Genomic DNA, 16,212 nt, shown 5'->3' on the forward strand with positions numbered 1-16,212 from the left:
GTATGAAGAAAAAGTGGCTTGCATTAGTATTTATGTCGATCGTTATGCTTGTATTGGCTGCTTGTACAGCAACAAAAGATGCAGGTAAAGAAGATAGCTCAACTAATGATGGTGGCAAAAAGGAAAAAGTTCTGCGATTAAACAATAGTGTTGAACCGAATTCTTTTGACCCATCTGTAGCATTTGATGCAGTTTCATGGGCTCCATTAAATAACTTAATGGAGGGGTTAGTTCGATTAAATGACAAAAATATTCCAGAGCCAGCAACTGCAGAGAAAATTAATGTTTCAAAAGATGGTTTAACGTATACATTTACACTTCGAGACAATGCAAAATGGTCAAATGGCGATCAAGTCACAGCAAAAGATTTTGTGTATGGTTGGAGACATATGCTTGATCCAAAAACAGCTTCTCCAGCAGCATTTTTAGCTTATGTCATTAAAGGTGCAGAAAAATACAACACAGGTAAAGGCAAACCAGAAGATGTTGCAATCAAAGCAAAAGATGATAAAACCTTTGTTGTCGAACTAAATGCTCCTACTGATGCATTCTTGAATATTATTTCAAATCCAAGCTTCTTCCCGGTAAATGAAAAGGTGGCAATTGACAATCCAAAATGGTTTGCAGAAGCAGATTCGTTTGTTGGAAATGGTCCGTTCAAATTAGAATCATGGGAGCATGATTCTAAAATGGTATTCGCAAAGAATGATCAATACTGGGATAAGGATACTGTGAAATTAGACAAAGTTGAGTGGGCAATGGTAAATGATACAAACACTGAATACCAAATGTATCAAAATGATGAATTAGACATTTCAACCGTACCTTCAGAACTTGCGACAGAATTAAAAGACAATAAAGAGGTAAAGATTGAAGATCAAGCAGGTATTGCTTTCTATCGTTTTAATGTAGACAAAAAACCATTTACAAATGAAAAAATTCGTAAAGCATTTGCTCTAGCTGTAGATCAACAAAACATTGTTGACTATGTAACAAAACAAGGGCAAAAAGCTGCACACGGTTTTGTAAGTTATGGAATTACAAATTCAAAAGGTGAAGATTTCCGAGAAGTAACAGGCGATCTAATCACATTCAATAAGGATGAAGCAAAGAAACTTCTAAAAGAAGGTATGAAAGAAGAAGGCTGGTCAAAACTTCCTGCTGTTACGCTAACTTATTCTACAAGCCCAGATAATCAAAAAATTGCAGTAGCACTTCAAAGTCAATTTAAAGAAAATCTAGGCGTAGACATCAAACTGAAAAATGTTGAATCTGGCGTATTCATGACAGAGCAAAAGGAATTAAAACACCAATTATCACGTTCTTCATTCCTATTCGACTATGCTGATCCAGTTAATGCTCTAGAAAGCTTTATCACAGGTTCTACTATGAATCGTACAGCTTGGTCAAATAAAAAATTTGATCAGTTAATCGCAGATTCTAAAAAAGAAAAAGATAATGATAAACGTTGGAAAATGCTTCAAGAAGCTGAAAAAATCTTAATTGATGAAGCACCAATTATTCCACTTTATTTCTACAATCAGTTAACGTTAGAAAAACCATCTGTAACAGGTATAGTTCGCCATCCAGTTGGTTACCTAGAACTTAAATGGGCAGACAAAAAATAATAATATTGCAGTGCCATTCTCTGTGGCACTGTTCTTTCTCTCTTAAATAAAAAGATGATAGTTTTTGGAAGTCGTCCTAATTATCCCGTATTAATACAGTAAGTCCTTCATAAGGTGGAGGAAGAATCCCACCATTTATAAAAATTCCACTTTTTGAAAGAAAGGAAGGGAATAAGATGAAACGTCAACCAAAGAGATTACAGTCTGGTGACACAATAGGTATTATTGCACCTTCAAGTCCACCAAATTTGAAGAGCTTAGAGAATTCCTTAGATTTTTTACAAAAGCTTGGTCTTCAATATAAATTTGGAGAATCACTGTTCCAAGTGAATGGCTATCTGGCAGGTACAGATGATGAACGTTTAAATGATTTACATCAAATGTTTGCGGATCCGAGCATTGCAGGTATTATTTGTGCCTGTGGAGGTTATGGAGCGGCACGTTATACTGATCGCATTAACTTTGATTTAATCGCACATAATCCAAAAGTATTTTGGGGATATTCAGATATTACCTTTTTACATACAGCGATCGGAAGATATTCTGATTTCATAACATTCCATGGACCAATGCTCGCTTCTGATGTCGGAAAAGATACGTTCAAGGAAAAATCAGCAAAGATGTTTGAGCAATTATTTGAGCCAACAGTACTTCAATATGATGAATCATTTGCCTCTATCACAACATTTCTCCCAGGACAATGCCAAGGTGAGTTAACAGGGGGAAATCTTAGCTTGTTATCTAATGGTATCGGCACAAAATATGAAGTGGATACAAAAGGGAAAATAGTAATGATTGAAGATATAGATGAGGAACCATATCGTGTCGATTGTATGCTAAATCAACTAAGACAGGCGGGGAAATTCGATGATGTTGCGGGTATTATTATTGCTGATTTTAGCCATGCAGAACCATCAAAGCGAAAGGTTTCATTGACATTAGATGAAGTATTTGAACATTACTTCGGTAATCTTGCTATCCCAATCGTAAAAGACGTAAAAATTGGCCATTGCCAACCACATTTCGCAGTACCACTTGGTGCGAATGCATTTTTAGACGCGGATGAAAAAATCATCACAATACAACCAGGAGTTCAATAACAAAATGGGGTGAAACAATAATGATCATTCGTTCAATTGAAACATTTCAGGTAGCGGTGCCATTAAAAAAAGCCTTTAAAACAGCCTTACGTACGGTAACTGTGGCAGAAGCAATGTATGTACGTATTCAATTAGATGATGGTCGAGAAGGAGTAGGAGAAGCTCCACCGACTCATGTCATAACAGGTGAATCTTTAGCAAGTATTCAATTTGCCATTGAGGGGGTATTTAAACCTTTACTGATTGGAAAGGATTTACGCTATCATGAGCAGATTTTTCAAGCACTTCATCGCTCGATGGTTCATAATACGAGCGCAAAAGCAGCTGTTGATATGGCGTTATATGACTTATTGGCACAGGACGCTGATCTACCGCTTTATCAGTATTTGGGTGGTGCAAAATCCGAGTTAACGACTGACTATACTGTCAGTGTAAATGAGCCAGCTGAAATGGCTGATGATGCTACACGTTATGTACAAGATGGTTTTCATATTTTAAAGGTGAAAGTAGGAATTGGTGAAATTGAAGACGATATAAAACGAATTAAAGCAATTCGTAACGCTGTTGGCTTTGATATAAAACTTCGCTTAGATGCTAACCAGGGATGGACAGCAAAAGAGGCTGTTCGAGCAATTAGGCAAATGGAAGACGAACAATTGAATATTGAATTGATTGAACAGCCTGTATTAGCCCATGATATCGAGGGATTGAAGTATGTTACAGCTCACACATTAACACCCATTATGGCTGATGAAAGTGTATTTTCTCTTTATGATGCAAAACGAGTGATTGAAATGAGAGCAGCGGATTTGATTAATATTAAATTGATGAAAGCTGGTGGAATCTATCAAGCGTTGAAAATTGCTACTTTAGCTGCTAGTCATGATATGAATTGTATGACTGGCAGTATGATTGAAACAAAGTTAGGGGTGGGAGCAGCAGCTCATTTTGCAGCAAGTCAATCAAATATTATCTATTATGACTTTGATGCGCCATTAATGTTAAAAGGAGATTTGCTTGATGGTAGTATTCAATATGAAGGTGCAAAAATAATTTTCGCTTCTTCACCAGGATTAGGCATCAAAAGAATTAAAAAAGGGGTGAATTAGCATGGCTTTAAAGAAAATATGGCGTTGTGCAGTACCTGTTGCAACAGTATGGACATCACCAGCATCTGCACGTGATATTGATCAACCAGGTATTGAAAATCCTGTACATCTCATAAAGTGGCTTGAAGCCTTACCCTATAAAGAAAGACTAGATTTATGTAATGCGAATCGTGTGCAAACACAACTACTTTATGGAGAAGAAGTAATTGTTGATGAAATAGTAGATGATTGGGCCAAGATTGTTGCCATTCAGCAGCCATCTCGTAAAGATCAAAGAGGATACCCAGGATGGGTTCCTTTAACACAATTAATTGAAGGAATTGTTCCAGATTCACTAAAGTATGCTATTGTTACAGCTGATAAGGTTCAATTATGGTCAGAGGATAAACTGCCGTTAGTAGTACTACCATTCAACACAATTCTCCCGTTACGAGATGAGTGTGTAAAGTACTATCATGTTGATTCACCTAATGGTAATGCATTACTAAGCAAAAATGGAGTAGCAATCACCTCAAGTAAAACAACTGGAAATCCTACCACTATGGAGCAGGCTGTTCTTAAAGGTACAGCATTTCTAGATTTACCCTACCTCTGGGGGGGCATGTCATCGTACGGTTATGATTGCTCAGGTTTTACATATAACATGGCAAAGGCATCAGGCATCATTATTCCGCGCGATGCAGGAGAACAAAAAGAATCGGGAAAAGCCATTAACAAGGAAAATCAAAATGAATGGCACATAGGTGATTTACTATTTTTCGCAAATGACTATGGTAGAGCTGCCGTGAGACACGTAGGATTTTACTTTGGGGATGGGAAAATGATTCACTCTCCACAAACTGGAAAGACAGTCGAGATCATTCATTTAGCTGGAACAATATTTGAAGAGGAGCTTTGTGGAGTAAGTCGATATCAAGCATAACTGGGGTGAGGACATCATGAACAAGGAAATATTAGTATCAGTAGAAAATTTAAAAAAACATTTTGAACTAGGTAAAGGGAGTACACTAAAGGCAGTCAATGGTATCAGTTTTGATATTGTAAAAGGGGAAACATTTGGACTCGTAGGTGAATCTGGATGTGGTAAATCGACTGCTGGTCGTACTATTTTAGGACTTTATAATCGAACGGATGGAAAGGTTTTATTTGAAGGCAAAGATGTTCATGAACAATCTGGTAAAGACCGCGATCAAATGCTGAAAAATATGCAGATGATTTTCCAAGATCCATATGCATCTTTAAACCCTAGGTCAACTGTTTTCGAAATTATTGCCGAACCAATGGAAGTTCATGGTTTGTACAAAGATAAAAATAAATTACGTGAGCGTGTTTACGAACTATTGGAGGATGTCGGTTTAAATAGAGAGCATGCCAATCGTTATCCGCATGAATTTTCAGGAGGCCAACGTCAAAGAATTGGTATTGCCAGAGCTCTTGCATTAGATCCTGAATTTATCATAGCTGATGAACCAATTTCAGCTTTAGATGTGTCGGTTCAAGCATCTGTTGTTAAACTATTACAACGATTGCAAAAAGAAAAAGAGCTAACTTATCTGTTTATCGCGCATGATTTATCCATGGTCAAATATATATCTAATCGTATTGGGGTTATGTACTTAGGACAGATGGTAGAATTAACGACATCACAGCAACTTTATCATGAGCCACTTCACCCATATACACAAGCATTATTATCGGCAATTCCTATTCCTGATCCAGATATTGAGGAACAAAGAGAACGAATTATTTTAAAGGGAGAGTTACCAAGTCCTATTCATCCACCATCAGGTTGTGTGTTCCATACGCGCTGTCCAATGGCACAAGAAGTCTGCAAACATCTTGAACCACGATGGTTGGAAAAAGAGCAAGGACATTTTGTGGCATGTCATCTTTATGATGATGAAGTAATGAAAGCCGAGAAAGAAGCTTCTACGACCATAATTTAAATTAAAACTGTAAAGGAGATAGCCAAATAATTTGGCTATCTCCTTATGCTTAAGTCTGTTTAAAACTTCTACAAGTTTAGCTATATCTCGACTTGTGATTGATCTTTAGTAAGAAGTGCTGTTGTATAATCGCCACCGTGAATTTGAGAAAACATCTTACCAGCAGCATTCAATAGCTCTGTACATTCCTTCTCGGATAACGATGGTCGAAGATAGAACAGTTGAATAGCCTCAGTTGTGTTTTCTGTAACCACTGTACGTTTAGAATCAACAAATGGACTTCCAAAAGGTCCTTGGGTATCTCGTGAGTAGGCAATATTTTTTAATGAATTATAGCGACCATTTAACCCTTCATAGCCTGTTTCCTCATCACCAAGTGCAATAACTAGATCACCGTCTAGATTATTCATATCGTAAATGCCAATAGGAATTTCATACTGAAGCGAGAAGAAATTATTCAGATCTACAGCAGAGTGATAGGGTGTTAAATAATTCTGTTTTGCAATTCGTCGCATTAAGCTTTCAGCAGAATGACGATAGCGATTTGGATCTCCTCCTAAAGCTTTCCAAATAGCACGCCATTCTTTAATACCTGGTCTTTCTGTTACTGATTGTCCCTCTAATTCCAAATAAAGGTTTTCTTGATATAACTGTGTACGCCCTTTAATCATTTGAGGAGATTCTGATACTACAATTTTGGTATAATATATCATGCCGATTTTAAATGTTGGAACTATATTTGTTAATGATGATTCCAATGTAAATTTAATCATTATCCATCACCTAATCATATATTTTTTTCCAGTTTATCATAGAGAGGGAGTGAAACCAAATGAACATCATCGAACTAAAGGAACAAGTAATTGCTTATGCTAAAAGCATCGGCATCGATAAAATTGGTTTTACTTCTGCTAATCCATTTCATGAATTAAAGAATCATTTACTTCGTCAACAAGAATTAGGCTATCAATCTGGCTTTGAAGAATCAGATATTGAAAAGCGGACAGAGCCAAAACTATTACTAGACGAAGCAGCAAGTATAATTGCAATCGCCATTGCCTATCCATCCAAAATGAAGAATGCACCCCAAGGTAAAAAAGGTGCGAGAAGAGGAATTTTCTGTCGTGCATCATGGGGAACAGATTATCATACAGTTTTACGTGAAAAACTCGCTCTAGTAGAAGCTTTTTTGCAGAAAAAAGTACCTGGCTGCCGACTACGCTCAATGGTTGATACTGGAGAATTGTCAGATAGGGCTGTGGCAGAACGGGCAGGAATCGGTTGGAGCGCAAAAAACTGTGCAGTCATCACACCTGAATTCGGCTCTTATGTCTATTTAGGTGAAATCATTTCCGATTTGCCATTTGAAGCAGATGAACCGATGGAAGAACAATGTGGAGAATGTCGATTATGTTTAGATGTTTGCCCAACAGGTGCTCTTGTACAAGGAGGGCAGCTTAATTCCCAAAAGTGTGTAGCTTATTTAACACAGACGAAGGGTTTTTTACCAGATGAATATCGTGCTAAAATCGGGAACCGTATATATGGTTGTGATACATGTCAAACGGTTTGTCCAAAGAACAAAGGAAAACTGAATTGGATTCATGATGCACTTCAACCCGAACCTGAAATTGCAAAACCATTATTAGAACCTTTACTTACAATTTCGAATCGACAATTTAAAGAAACTTATGGTCATATTTCGGGTTCTTGGAGAGGGAAAAAACCAATTCAACGAAATGCAATTATTGCATTAGCTCATTTTAAAGAAACTTCAGCTCTCCCTTCTTTAATAGAAGTTTTTCAGAAAGATGAACGTCCTGTGATCCGAGGTACTGCTGCATGGGCAATTGGTAAAATTGGTGGAGAAGGAATAAAAGAAGTATTACAACAAGGCTTAGTTTATGAAAAAGATGAAGAAGTACGATTGGAAATTCAAAAAGGCTTATCATTATTAGCAGAAAAATAAAGGAAGTGTCTCGAAGTGTCTTTACACATCGTATTATATCAACCAGAAATTCCAGCTAACACAGGTAATATTGCAAGAACTTGTGCAGGAACAAATACACATCTACATCTAATTCGTCCATTAGGATTTTCAACTGACGATAAAATGTTAAAAAGAGCTGGTTTAGATTACTGGCATAGCGTTAATATCACATACTATGATTCGGTAGAAGAATTTTACGAGAAGAATGCTGGTGGTTCAATTTACTATATTGAAACGTTTGGTACAAAACCCTATTCTGATTTTGACTTTAGTAATCCTGAAGAAGAGATTTACTTTATGTTCGGAAAAGAAACAACCGGTATCCCAAAAGAATTAATACAGGATCATCAAGATAAATGTTTACGAATTCCACAAAGTGAAAATGTACGGTCATTGAATTTATCAAATACAGCAGCAATTGTTATATTTGAAGCATTACGCCAACAAGGTTTTAGAGGAATGCACTAATCATTTCTAACTAAAAAGAGGGCAACCCAGGTGGGTTGCCCTCTTTTTAGATAAAAAATTATTTAGAAGTACTTTGTTTATCTTCATATCCAGCAGTGAAGATTGCAGTTAAGAAAGCCAAAATAACACCAAGAATTAATAATAATTTCATGGAAGTACCCCCCTAATAAAATGAAAAAGTTCTCTTACAAGTATAGCCTAATTTGTTGGAAAATGATACATGAATGGTAATTATTATATGGCGGAAATGCGTCAATGTTTTTATATAACCTAGTATGCATAATGCTGATCTTAATAGGGTATAGCTAACTAAAGACAAGCAAAAAGGAGATTTTGAGATGGAAAAAGAAAAACGACAAACTGAAAATGGATCTATGGCAACTTCTTTTGAGCAAGTGCAAGAATTAGGAAAACAAATGGAAAAGAGACGTGAGGAAACTGAATTAGAAGATGTTGGACGTGAACAAGATCCTGAACAATTCGATAATGAATAAAAAGAGGTATCCCAATATTCGGGACACCTCTTTTCTATTAATGATGTAAGAAAAATAGTTGAATGGCAAATAATATTGCAAAAATATATAACAATAGATGAACTTTTTTTGCTTCGCCTGTTACGATTTTTAATATAGGATAAGCGATAAAACCAAAAGCAATCCCAGTTGAAATGCTTGATGTTAAAGGCATGATTAAAATGATCAGGAAGGCAGGGAAAGCTTCATCAAATTGATGCCATTCAATCTCTTTTACGGAAGAAATCATTAATGTACCGACAATTACTAGTGTTGGAGAAGTGATTGCAGCAACACCAGAAACAGCTCCTACTAAAGGTCCAAAGAAGGAGGCGATGATAAATAAGATAGCAACAGTTAATGTGGTTAAACCTGTACGACCACCTGCAGCAACACCAGCAGAAGATTCTATAAATGCGGATGTTGGACTTGTACCAAACATAGAACCTATTGTTGTACCAAGTGAATCTGCTAAAAGTGCTTTACGAGCACGAGGTAATTGGTTACCTTTCATCAGACCAGCTTGCTTCATAATTCCGACAAGAGTGCCAGTTGTATCAAATAACGTCACTAAGATGAATGAGAAAACGACACTATATAATCCGTAATGGATAACGTCGCCAAAGGCATCAAGTGGATTCCATATTAGAATACCTTGTGGTAAATGAGGTTTAGCTATAATGTGATCAATTTTTAATTGACCCGTAAATGCTGCAACAATTCCTGTAACAACCATTCCAATAAATAGAGCACCTCTTACATTACGAACAATTAAGATAACTGTAATGATTAAACCAAATAAGGTTAACATGACGCCAGGAGATGTTAAATCTCCTAGTGATACTAAATTACTTTCATTTGCAACAATTACTTTCCCCATTCGTAATCCAAGAAAAGCGATGAATAATCCGATACCTGCTGTAATCGCACGTTTTAAGTTTTCAGGAATTGCAGTAATTAGTTTTGCACGAAGCGGTGTTAAGGATAGAATGATGAAAATAATACCTGCAACAAAAACAGATGAAAAAGCAGTCAAATAGTCAATTTTTCCTTCAGACGCTAAAACTACTGAATATGTGAAATATGCGTTTAAGCCCATTCCTGGTGCAACAGCGATTGGATAGTTAGCACACAATGCCATCCATAATGTACCAACAACAGCAGAAATAATAGTAGCCATAAATACTTGGTCGACAGGCACACCAGCTTCATGTAAGATAACTGGATTCACGATAATAATATATACCATGGTAAGAAACGTTGTAATACCAGCAATCAATTCAGTTTTAACGTTTGTACCATTTTCCTTCAGATGAAACAATGAAATACCTTCTTTCTAAAATCCGAACATTTAAAACAACATTAAATATAATATTCGTTTATATTTAGGATTGCAACCTTTTAGAAAAAGTCGTTATTCTCGAAATACTTCGACAATATTTGTATAATATTATTACCCAAAAGGAGGTCATAACATGTACTCAATTACATCTACAAAAACATTACATAATGGTATTGAAATGCCTCGCTTCGGATTAGGTGTATATAAAATGGATGATCCGGAAGTAGCGTATAATTCAATAATAAAAGCACTAGACACTGGTTATATTGCAGTGGATACAGCAGCATTTTATAACAACGAGCAACAAGTTGGGGAAGCTCTTCGTGCATCGGATCTAAAAAGAGAGGATCTATTCATCACTTCAAAAGTATGGAATACAGACCAAGGCTATGATGAAACGTTAAGAGCGTTTGAGAAAACTTTGAGGGCTCTCAATACAGATTATTTAGATTTATATTTAACACACTGGCCTGTCCCAGAGAAATTCACGGAGACATATCGAGCAATTGAAAGATTATATGATGAAAAACTAATCAAATCAACAGGTGTTTCAAATCATGAAATTCATCATCTTGAGAAACTATTTACTACAGCTAATATCAAACCAATGGTCAATCAAATAGAACTGCATCCCTACCTTTCACAAGTAGAATTACGTAACTTTTGCAAAACAAATGATATTGTCATTACTGCATGGTCACCGCTAGGTCGTGGGAAAGTTCTTCAAGATGAAACAATAAAAGCAATCGGAGAAAAATATGGCAAGTCAATTGCTCAAACAATTATCCGTTGGCATTTACAAAGTGACCATATTGTCATACCGAAATCCGTCACACCGAGCCGTATAGAAGAAAACGCAAATGTATTTGATTTTGAACTAACAGCAGAAGATATGGCATCAATTGATGCACTTAATCGCAACGAACGATTCGGTTCACATCCAGATCATTTTAAGTTCTAATTGTTTGCATTTAAAATTAACTCAAAAGACAACTTTTTATTCAAATCTAAATGAAAAGTTGTTTTTTTATATGATTCATCTGGATATTTTTAGTAGTTACCCTAGATATTTAGTAATAAAATAAAGGTATTATATGAATGAAAAGAGGTAGAAATCGTTGGAAATATTAGTAGATCGCGTACAGCATACGAGAAATACCCTACGTAAACATATGCTCGAAACGGTATTCAATGAATTTGATGTAGAATGTATGCAATTAGATAAAGACAAACGAAAAGTAAAATATGGGGAAATGATGGAGAGCCCTTTCCGTTTTTTCCGTGGAAGTGCGTATCTGTTTTATTATGATGTGACTAAGATGCCATTTCCATTTCATACACCTAAAGATAAGCCAGCATGGATTCAAGGTGATTTGCACATGGATAATTTTGGATGTTTTCAAAATGAAATAGGCGAAATTGTATATGATGTCAATGATTTTGATGAAGGGTATGTAGGTTCATACTTGTATGATGTTTTTCGAATGGCTGTTAGTATTGCCTTATATACAGATGCAGAGGGGTTAAATGAGGACGAACAAAAGGATCGTATAATCCATTACTTAAATAGTTATTACAAGCAATTACAACGCTTTAAGAAAAATTTAGATGATCCATTGATGTTAACATTTACAAAAGAGAATACTAAAGGCCCTGTAAAAAAAGTATTGAAGAAACTTGGAAAAAGACAACGTGATTATTTATTAACAGATATTACGAATATGAATGAAGAAGGTAAGCGAGTTTTCAATTGGAACGAAGAAATTCACTCCGTTACAGATGAAGAATTGGAGAAAATAAGAGATGTGATGAAGAAATATTTCGTGACGATTGATGCGGATAATAAGCAAGATCCTTCACATTATCAAGTAAAGGATGTTGCAAGAAAGTATGGAACCGGAACTGCTTCTATAGGGTTAAGCCGATACTATATTCTTATCGAGGGTGGTCAAGAAGCTGGAGGAATTGATGATTTAGTATTAGAAATGAAAGAAGTGCGAACTTCTATTCCTGCTTATTTCTTACCTTATAGTCCAGTATTCTGGGAAAAACATGCACATCAAGGGGAACGGGTGGTTGCAACACAAAAAGCAATGCACCATTTAGAAGATCCTTATCTTGGGTATGTCACCATGGATAATAAACATTTTTATATCCGAGAACGTTCACCTTATAAAAAGAAAGTAAAAGCAGATAAGCTGTTAACCTTGAAAGATTATGATCAAACACTAAAAATTATGGGACGTGTTACGGCAAAAATTCATGCAAGAGCTGATGCAGACATTGAATCTGTACTTTTAACACATCATAGTGAGATTGAAATCATAAAAGCCATTGGTAATGTTGATCAATTTGTCCGCGATATTACATATGCTGCTTTAAATTATAAGAATCAAGTAAAAGATGATTACACATTGTTCTGCCAATGGGTTGAAGGAAAATTCAAAAAATAAATAACTTCGTATTGAAAAGGGACTGTCAAATAAGTCTATATTGAGGAAAATATTGTGTTTTTAACTGTTAGAAACTTGCTTTTTCTTGACTGACTTAATTTCATTATGTTAATAAGTACATTGATTAGAGTGAATGACCAATGAAAAAGTAAAATTAGCAAGATTTTTATGATAAAAATTTTCTATTACAATCTTAGTTGAAGTGGAATTAGCGTAGAGTCCTCGAAAATGCATTCGCATTTTCTTCGTGCGATGTTCATTCAGTGAAGTTCATTCAATGTCCTGTGGGAAAACGGACTAGACGAGACTCCACAGGAACGAGGACGAGGAGGCTCGTCAGTTCGCCCACGGAAAGCGGAGCTAATTCCACTTCATTCAATAGCAGATATTACTATAAACTTTTGTGTTACTACACTTGTGGAACGAAACACTTATTACTTATCGGACAGCTCTTTTTAATAAAGGATGTAATTTCGTTAAGATTTTTGATCTTTCAGGATAGTTGCCTCAAAGAACTTTTTGAAGGTATCTGCTGTTTGTTCACCAACTACACGTAATTGTTCCTTGCCATCTTTATAGTAAACAAGTGTTGGTGTACCCTCGATGGTGTATTGATCCCAACCTTGTTTAAATTCGAGCAGGTTAAATTGATCAATATGTACACCCATATCTTTGGCAAGAGGCATTAAGATTGGTGTGATTTTTTTACAGTGTGGACAATCGGATTGGAAAAAGTACACCATGGTAGGTTTACCACTTGAGATTTTCTTTTGTAATTCATCAGGTAAAATAATATTTTGATAGTTTTTATCATTTAAGATATCGATTGTTGATTGTTCTAAATTCTTTTTACCATAAGGATTATGTGCTAACTTGTCTTCGTTAGACTTACTAGTGATAAAATATAGAGCTACAAAAGCTGCAACAATAATGAAGCCAATAATTAATAAAATGGTTAACTTATTATCCTTTTTTTGTACGGCAGTTTTTTTCGAATTTGCCAATTATTTTTCCTCCTTCAGTGCTTTTAACATGTAAAAGCTTGTACCTGCTATTAAAATAAATGCTACGAGAGAAAGAAATGGAATGGTAATAAAACCAAACCAGTTAATATAATCCGATGTACAAGGTACTCGACCACAAGTCATGGCTGATTCTTGTAAAGCGGGTATTTTTTGAATGCCATAATGGTACAATGCAATACATAAACCTAAACAAGAGAATATGGCACTTGTACCTGCAATTCGAGCATTCTTTTGAACATATGCAACTGCTAGAATAATGACAAGAGGATACATCAAGATGCGTTGGTACCAACATAACTTACATGGCTCAAAATGTTGAACTTCTGAGAAAAATAGAGAACCCATCATAGCAATTAGTGATACAACCCACATAAATAAAAGGCTATTCTCCAGTTTTTTTGACATATGAAATCTCCTAATATTAGTATATTTCCTATCCGATTATAGAATTAATACGTATTAATGTAAATTATTTATACTCGAAAGTGGAATTTTATTCCCATTCTATCATAGCTATTTTCAAAGCAAAAGCATAATTCTATCTCGGTCAAATTACCGAGATGTAAATCATGGGAAGCAATGGATAGCAGTGGTATGATAAAAATACAATAGGAAATAATGGGCACCAAAGATTGGAGGCTTTTGATGCAACCTACAGATCATTCAAATATTAGTTTATTAAAAGAAATTGCAGAATTATTAAATGAAGAAACTGAAATGCAACAAATGTTACAGGGAGCGCTTCGAAAATTTTTGGAAGGTACCAATTTTGAAACGGGTTGGATCTTTTTTGTAAATAGTAGAGGCAAACATGAAATGATTGCACATGAAAATTTACCACCTGCATTAGCGCATAATAATTGTCAATTTTTAAGTAAAGGTGGTTGTTGGTGCATTTCTAAATATCGTAACCAAGAATTATTAAAGGCTTCTAACATAATCGAATGCCAAAGAATCGAAAATGCAACTACAACGTGTGTAGGCGATTGTGCGGGCATTACACATCATGCTACTGTACCTTTGCAATCTGGACAAGAGCGTTTTGGCTTGCTCAATGTGGCTTCACCAAATACTGTACGTTTTACTGATGATGAGCTTGCATTGTTAGAATCAGTTGCGTTTCAAATGGGGTCAGCTATAAAACGAATTCTTTTAACCAAACAAGAGCAGGAAATGGCACTGGTTCAAGAAAGAAATCGACTAGCAAGAGATTTACATGATTCGGTAAACCAATTACTATTCTCTGTTACTTTAACATCTCGAGCTGGAATAGAAATGACAGAGCAATCGGAGATTAAAGAAACATTTAAAGAAATTCAAAATCTAACACAGGAAGCATTAACTGAGATGCGCGCACTCATTTGGCAACTTCGTCCAAAAGGTCTTGAAAGTGGATTGATGGAGGCGATAAAGGGTTATGCAGAAATGTTAGGGTTGCAACTAAAGGTAAAAGTCTCTGGTGTACTACAATTACCTTCGCGTATCGAAGAAACACTTTTCCGACTTACACAGGAAGCACTCAATAATGTAAGAAAACATTCTGGGGTGAAACAAGCAGAAATTTTTATCACTATTACACAAACAGATGTATTACTTGTTATAAAAGATGAAGGTAGAGGATTCCAAGTTGACTCTCTCGTAAAATTACCATCCATTGGTTTACAAAGCATGCGAGATCGTACAAATGCATTAGGGGGGACGGTTGACTGGGTAAGTAATCTAGGAAAGGGTACGGAAATCTTAATCCGCCTACCTTATTAAGGGGGAATATGAATGATTAAAGTATTAATAGCAGATGATCATCATGTTGTAAGAAGAGGATTGCTATTTTTTCTTAAAACTCAAAAGGATATTGAAGTCATTGGGGAAGCTAGTAATGGCAAGGAAGCAGTTGCTTTAACAACTGAATTACATCCTGATATTGTCTTAATGGATTTAGTAATGCCGGAAATGGATGGTATTCAAGCAACGAAACGTATTAAGGCTAAATTTCCAGATATTCATATATTAATGTTGACTAGCTTTTCGGACAGAGATCATGTTGTTCCAGCGATTGAGGCAGGAGCAGCAGGGTATCAACTAAAAGACATCGAACCAGATGAGCTGGTCTTAACGATTCGTCGTATAATAGCAGGAGAAAATATCATGCATCCTCAAGCGACAACTCAACTAATACGTAATCGAGAAATGATGGAAGAACTTCCACATGTAAAGCATCCACTCACACCAAGAGAGCAAGATGTATTAGCAGAGCTAACAAAAGGAAAGAGTAATAAAGAGATTGCATCTTCCTTGTTTGTAACAGAAAAAACAGTGAAGACACATATCTCAAATATCTTTGCAAAACTTGAAGTGCAAGACCGGACACAAGCTGCATTATATGCAGTAAAACATGGATTAACAGAGTCTAGTGAAACATAAATGGGCAACTCGTTTAGTGCGAGTTGCTTTTTTTAGCAATTATGAAAAGAGAATGAAGTAAATTGATGCAAATAAGAGAAAGAGTAGTGGAAATTCAAATAGTAGAAAAACAAAAGGCTCCTTATCGTCCAAAGTCTATAAATTACCACGAACAATAAAGAGCAAATTTGAAATTTCACCATTAAATTCTATCTGATTTTGATAGAATTTTTTATTTT

General features: G+C 35.6%; 16 protein-coding genes. 12 read left to right on the forward strand and 4 right to left on the reverse strand.

Annotation, left to right across the window (positions count from 1 at the left end):
- The first annotated feature begins 2 nt into the window (after positions 1–2).
- From CEF14_RS17635 to CEF14_RS17655, 5 genes are all read left to right on the forward strand, one after another.
- A complete protein-coding gene (locus CEF14_RS17635) occupies positions 3–1,628 on the forward strand; it encodes a peptide ABC transporter substrate-binding protein (RefSeq protein ID WP_102694022.1) in 1,626 nt (541 codons plus the stop codon).
- Positions 1,629–1,804: 176 nt separating this feature from the next.
- Positions 1,805–2,728: a S66 peptidase family protein gene (locus CEF14_RS17640; RefSeq protein ID WP_102694023.1), complete on the forward strand. Its 924-nt coding sequence runs from the start codon at positions 1,805–1,807 to the stop codon at positions 2,726–2,728.
- A gap of 20 nt (positions 2,729–2,748) precedes the next feature.
- Positions 2,749–3,837 carry a dipeptide epimerase gene (locus tag CEF14_RS17645; RefSeq protein WP_102694024.1) on the forward strand — a complete coding sequence of 363 codons (1,089 nt, stop codon included), beginning with the start codon at positions 2,749–2,751 and terminating at the stop codon, positions 3,835–3,837.
- A gap of 1 nt (position 3,838) precedes the next feature.
- Entirely contained in the window at positions 3,839–4,759 is a 921-nt protein-coding gene (locus CEF14_RS17650; protein WP_102694025.1) for a C40 family peptidase, read from the forward strand.
- A 16-nt stretch (positions 4,760–4,775) separates the two neighbouring features.
- Positions 4,776–5,783, forward strand: a complete 1,008-nt coding sequence (locus CEF14_RS17655; protein ID WP_102694026.1) for an ABC transporter ATP-binding protein — start codon at positions 4,776–4,778, stop codon at positions 5,781–5,783.
- 80 nt (positions 5,784–5,863) lie between these two features.
- Here the strand turns inward: CEF14_RS17655 and CEF14_RS17660 are convergent, their stop codons facing one another.
- Positions 5,864–6,553: a B3/B4 domain-containing protein gene (locus CEF14_RS17660; protein ID WP_407690482.1), complete on the reverse strand. Its 690-nt coding sequence runs from the start codon at positions 6,551–6,553 to the stop codon at positions 5,864–5,866.
- 62 nt (positions 6,554–6,615) lie between these two features.
- Here CEF14_RS17660 and queG point away from each other — a divergent pair, with 62 nt between their 5' ends.
- The 3 genes from queG to CEF14_RS17680 all read left to right on the forward strand — a co-directional run bounded on the left by queG (position 6,616) and on the right by CEF14_RS17680 (position 8,735).
- Complete coding sequence (gene queG / locus CEF14_RS17665; RefSeq protein ID WP_102694028.1) at positions 6,616–7,752, forward strand: tRNA epoxyqueuosine(34) reductase QueG; 1,137 nt, start codon at positions 6,616–6,618, stop codon at positions 7,750–7,752.
- Between the two features lie 15 nt (positions 7,753–7,767).
- Entirely contained in the window at positions 7,768–8,241 is a 474-nt protein-coding gene (gene trmL / locus CEF14_RS17670; RefSeq protein ID WP_102694029.1) for a tRNA (uridine(34)/cytosine(34)/5-carboxymethylaminomethyluridine(34)-2'-O)-methyltransferase TrmL, read from the forward strand.
- A gap of 338 nt (positions 8,242–8,579) precedes the next feature.
- Positions 8,580–8,735, forward strand: a complete 156-nt coding sequence (locus CEF14_RS17680; protein WP_102694031.1) for a hypothetical protein — start codon at positions 8,580–8,582, stop codon at positions 8,733–8,735.
- A gap of 37 nt (positions 8,736–8,772) precedes the next feature.
- On the opposite strand, the gene CEF14_RS17685 is transcribed toward CEF14_RS17680, so the two are convergent.
- Entirely contained in the window at positions 8,773–10,074 is a 1,302-nt protein-coding gene (locus tag CEF14_RS17685; RefSeq protein WP_102694032.1) for an NCS2 family permease, read from the reverse strand.
- Between the two features lie 154 nt (positions 10,075–10,228).
- On the opposite strand from CEF14_RS17685, the gene CEF14_RS17690 reads away from it, so the two are divergent.
- Both CEF14_RS17690 and CEF14_RS17695 read left to right on the forward strand, forming a co-directional pair.
- Positions 10,229–11,056, forward strand: coding sequence for an aldo/keto reductase (locus CEF14_RS17690; protein WP_102694033.1), 828 nt, complete (start codon positions 10,229–10,231; stop codon positions 11,054–11,056).
- A gap of 157 nt (positions 11,057–11,213) precedes the next feature.
- Positions 11,214–12,548: a DUF2252 domain-containing protein gene (locus CEF14_RS17695; protein ID WP_245890206.1), complete on the forward strand. Its 1,335-nt coding sequence runs from the start codon at positions 11,214–11,216 to the stop codon at positions 12,546–12,548.
- Between the two features lie 476 nt (positions 12,549–13,024).
- Here CEF14_RS17695 and CEF14_RS17700 read toward each other — a convergent pair whose 3' ends face one another.
- Together CEF14_RS17700 and CEF14_RS17705 are read right to left on the reverse strand one after the other, a co-directional pair.
- Complete coding sequence (locus tag CEF14_RS17700) at positions 13,025–13,552, reverse strand: thioredoxin family protein (RefSeq protein WP_102694034.1); 528 nt, start codon at positions 13,550–13,552, stop codon at positions 13,025–13,027.
- Entirely contained in the window at positions 13,553–13,978 is a 426-nt protein-coding gene (locus CEF14_RS17705) for a disulfide oxidoreductase (RefSeq protein WP_102694035.1), read from the reverse strand.
- 240 nt (positions 13,979–14,218) lie between these two features.
- On the opposite strand from CEF14_RS17705, the gene CEF14_RS17710 reads away from it, so the two are divergent.
- Together CEF14_RS17710 and CEF14_RS17715 are read left to right on the forward strand one after the other, a co-directional pair.
- Entirely contained in the window at positions 14,219–15,334 is a 1,116-nt protein-coding gene (locus CEF14_RS17710; protein WP_102694036.1) for a GAF domain-containing sensor histidine kinase, read from the forward strand.
- A gap of 12 nt (positions 15,335–15,346) precedes the next feature.
- Positions 15,347–15,994 carry a response regulator gene (locus CEF14_RS17715; protein WP_102694037.1) on the forward strand — a complete coding sequence of 216 codons (648 nt, stop codon included), beginning with the start codon at positions 15,347–15,349 and terminating at the stop codon, positions 15,992–15,994.
- Positions 15,995–16,212 lie beyond the last annotated feature (218 nt).

This window comes from Rummeliibacillus pycnus, from assembly GCF_002884495.1.
GTDB classification, from domain to species: Bacteria; Bacillota; Bacilli; order Bacillales_A; family Planococcaceae; genus Rummeliibacillus; species Rummeliibacillus pycnus.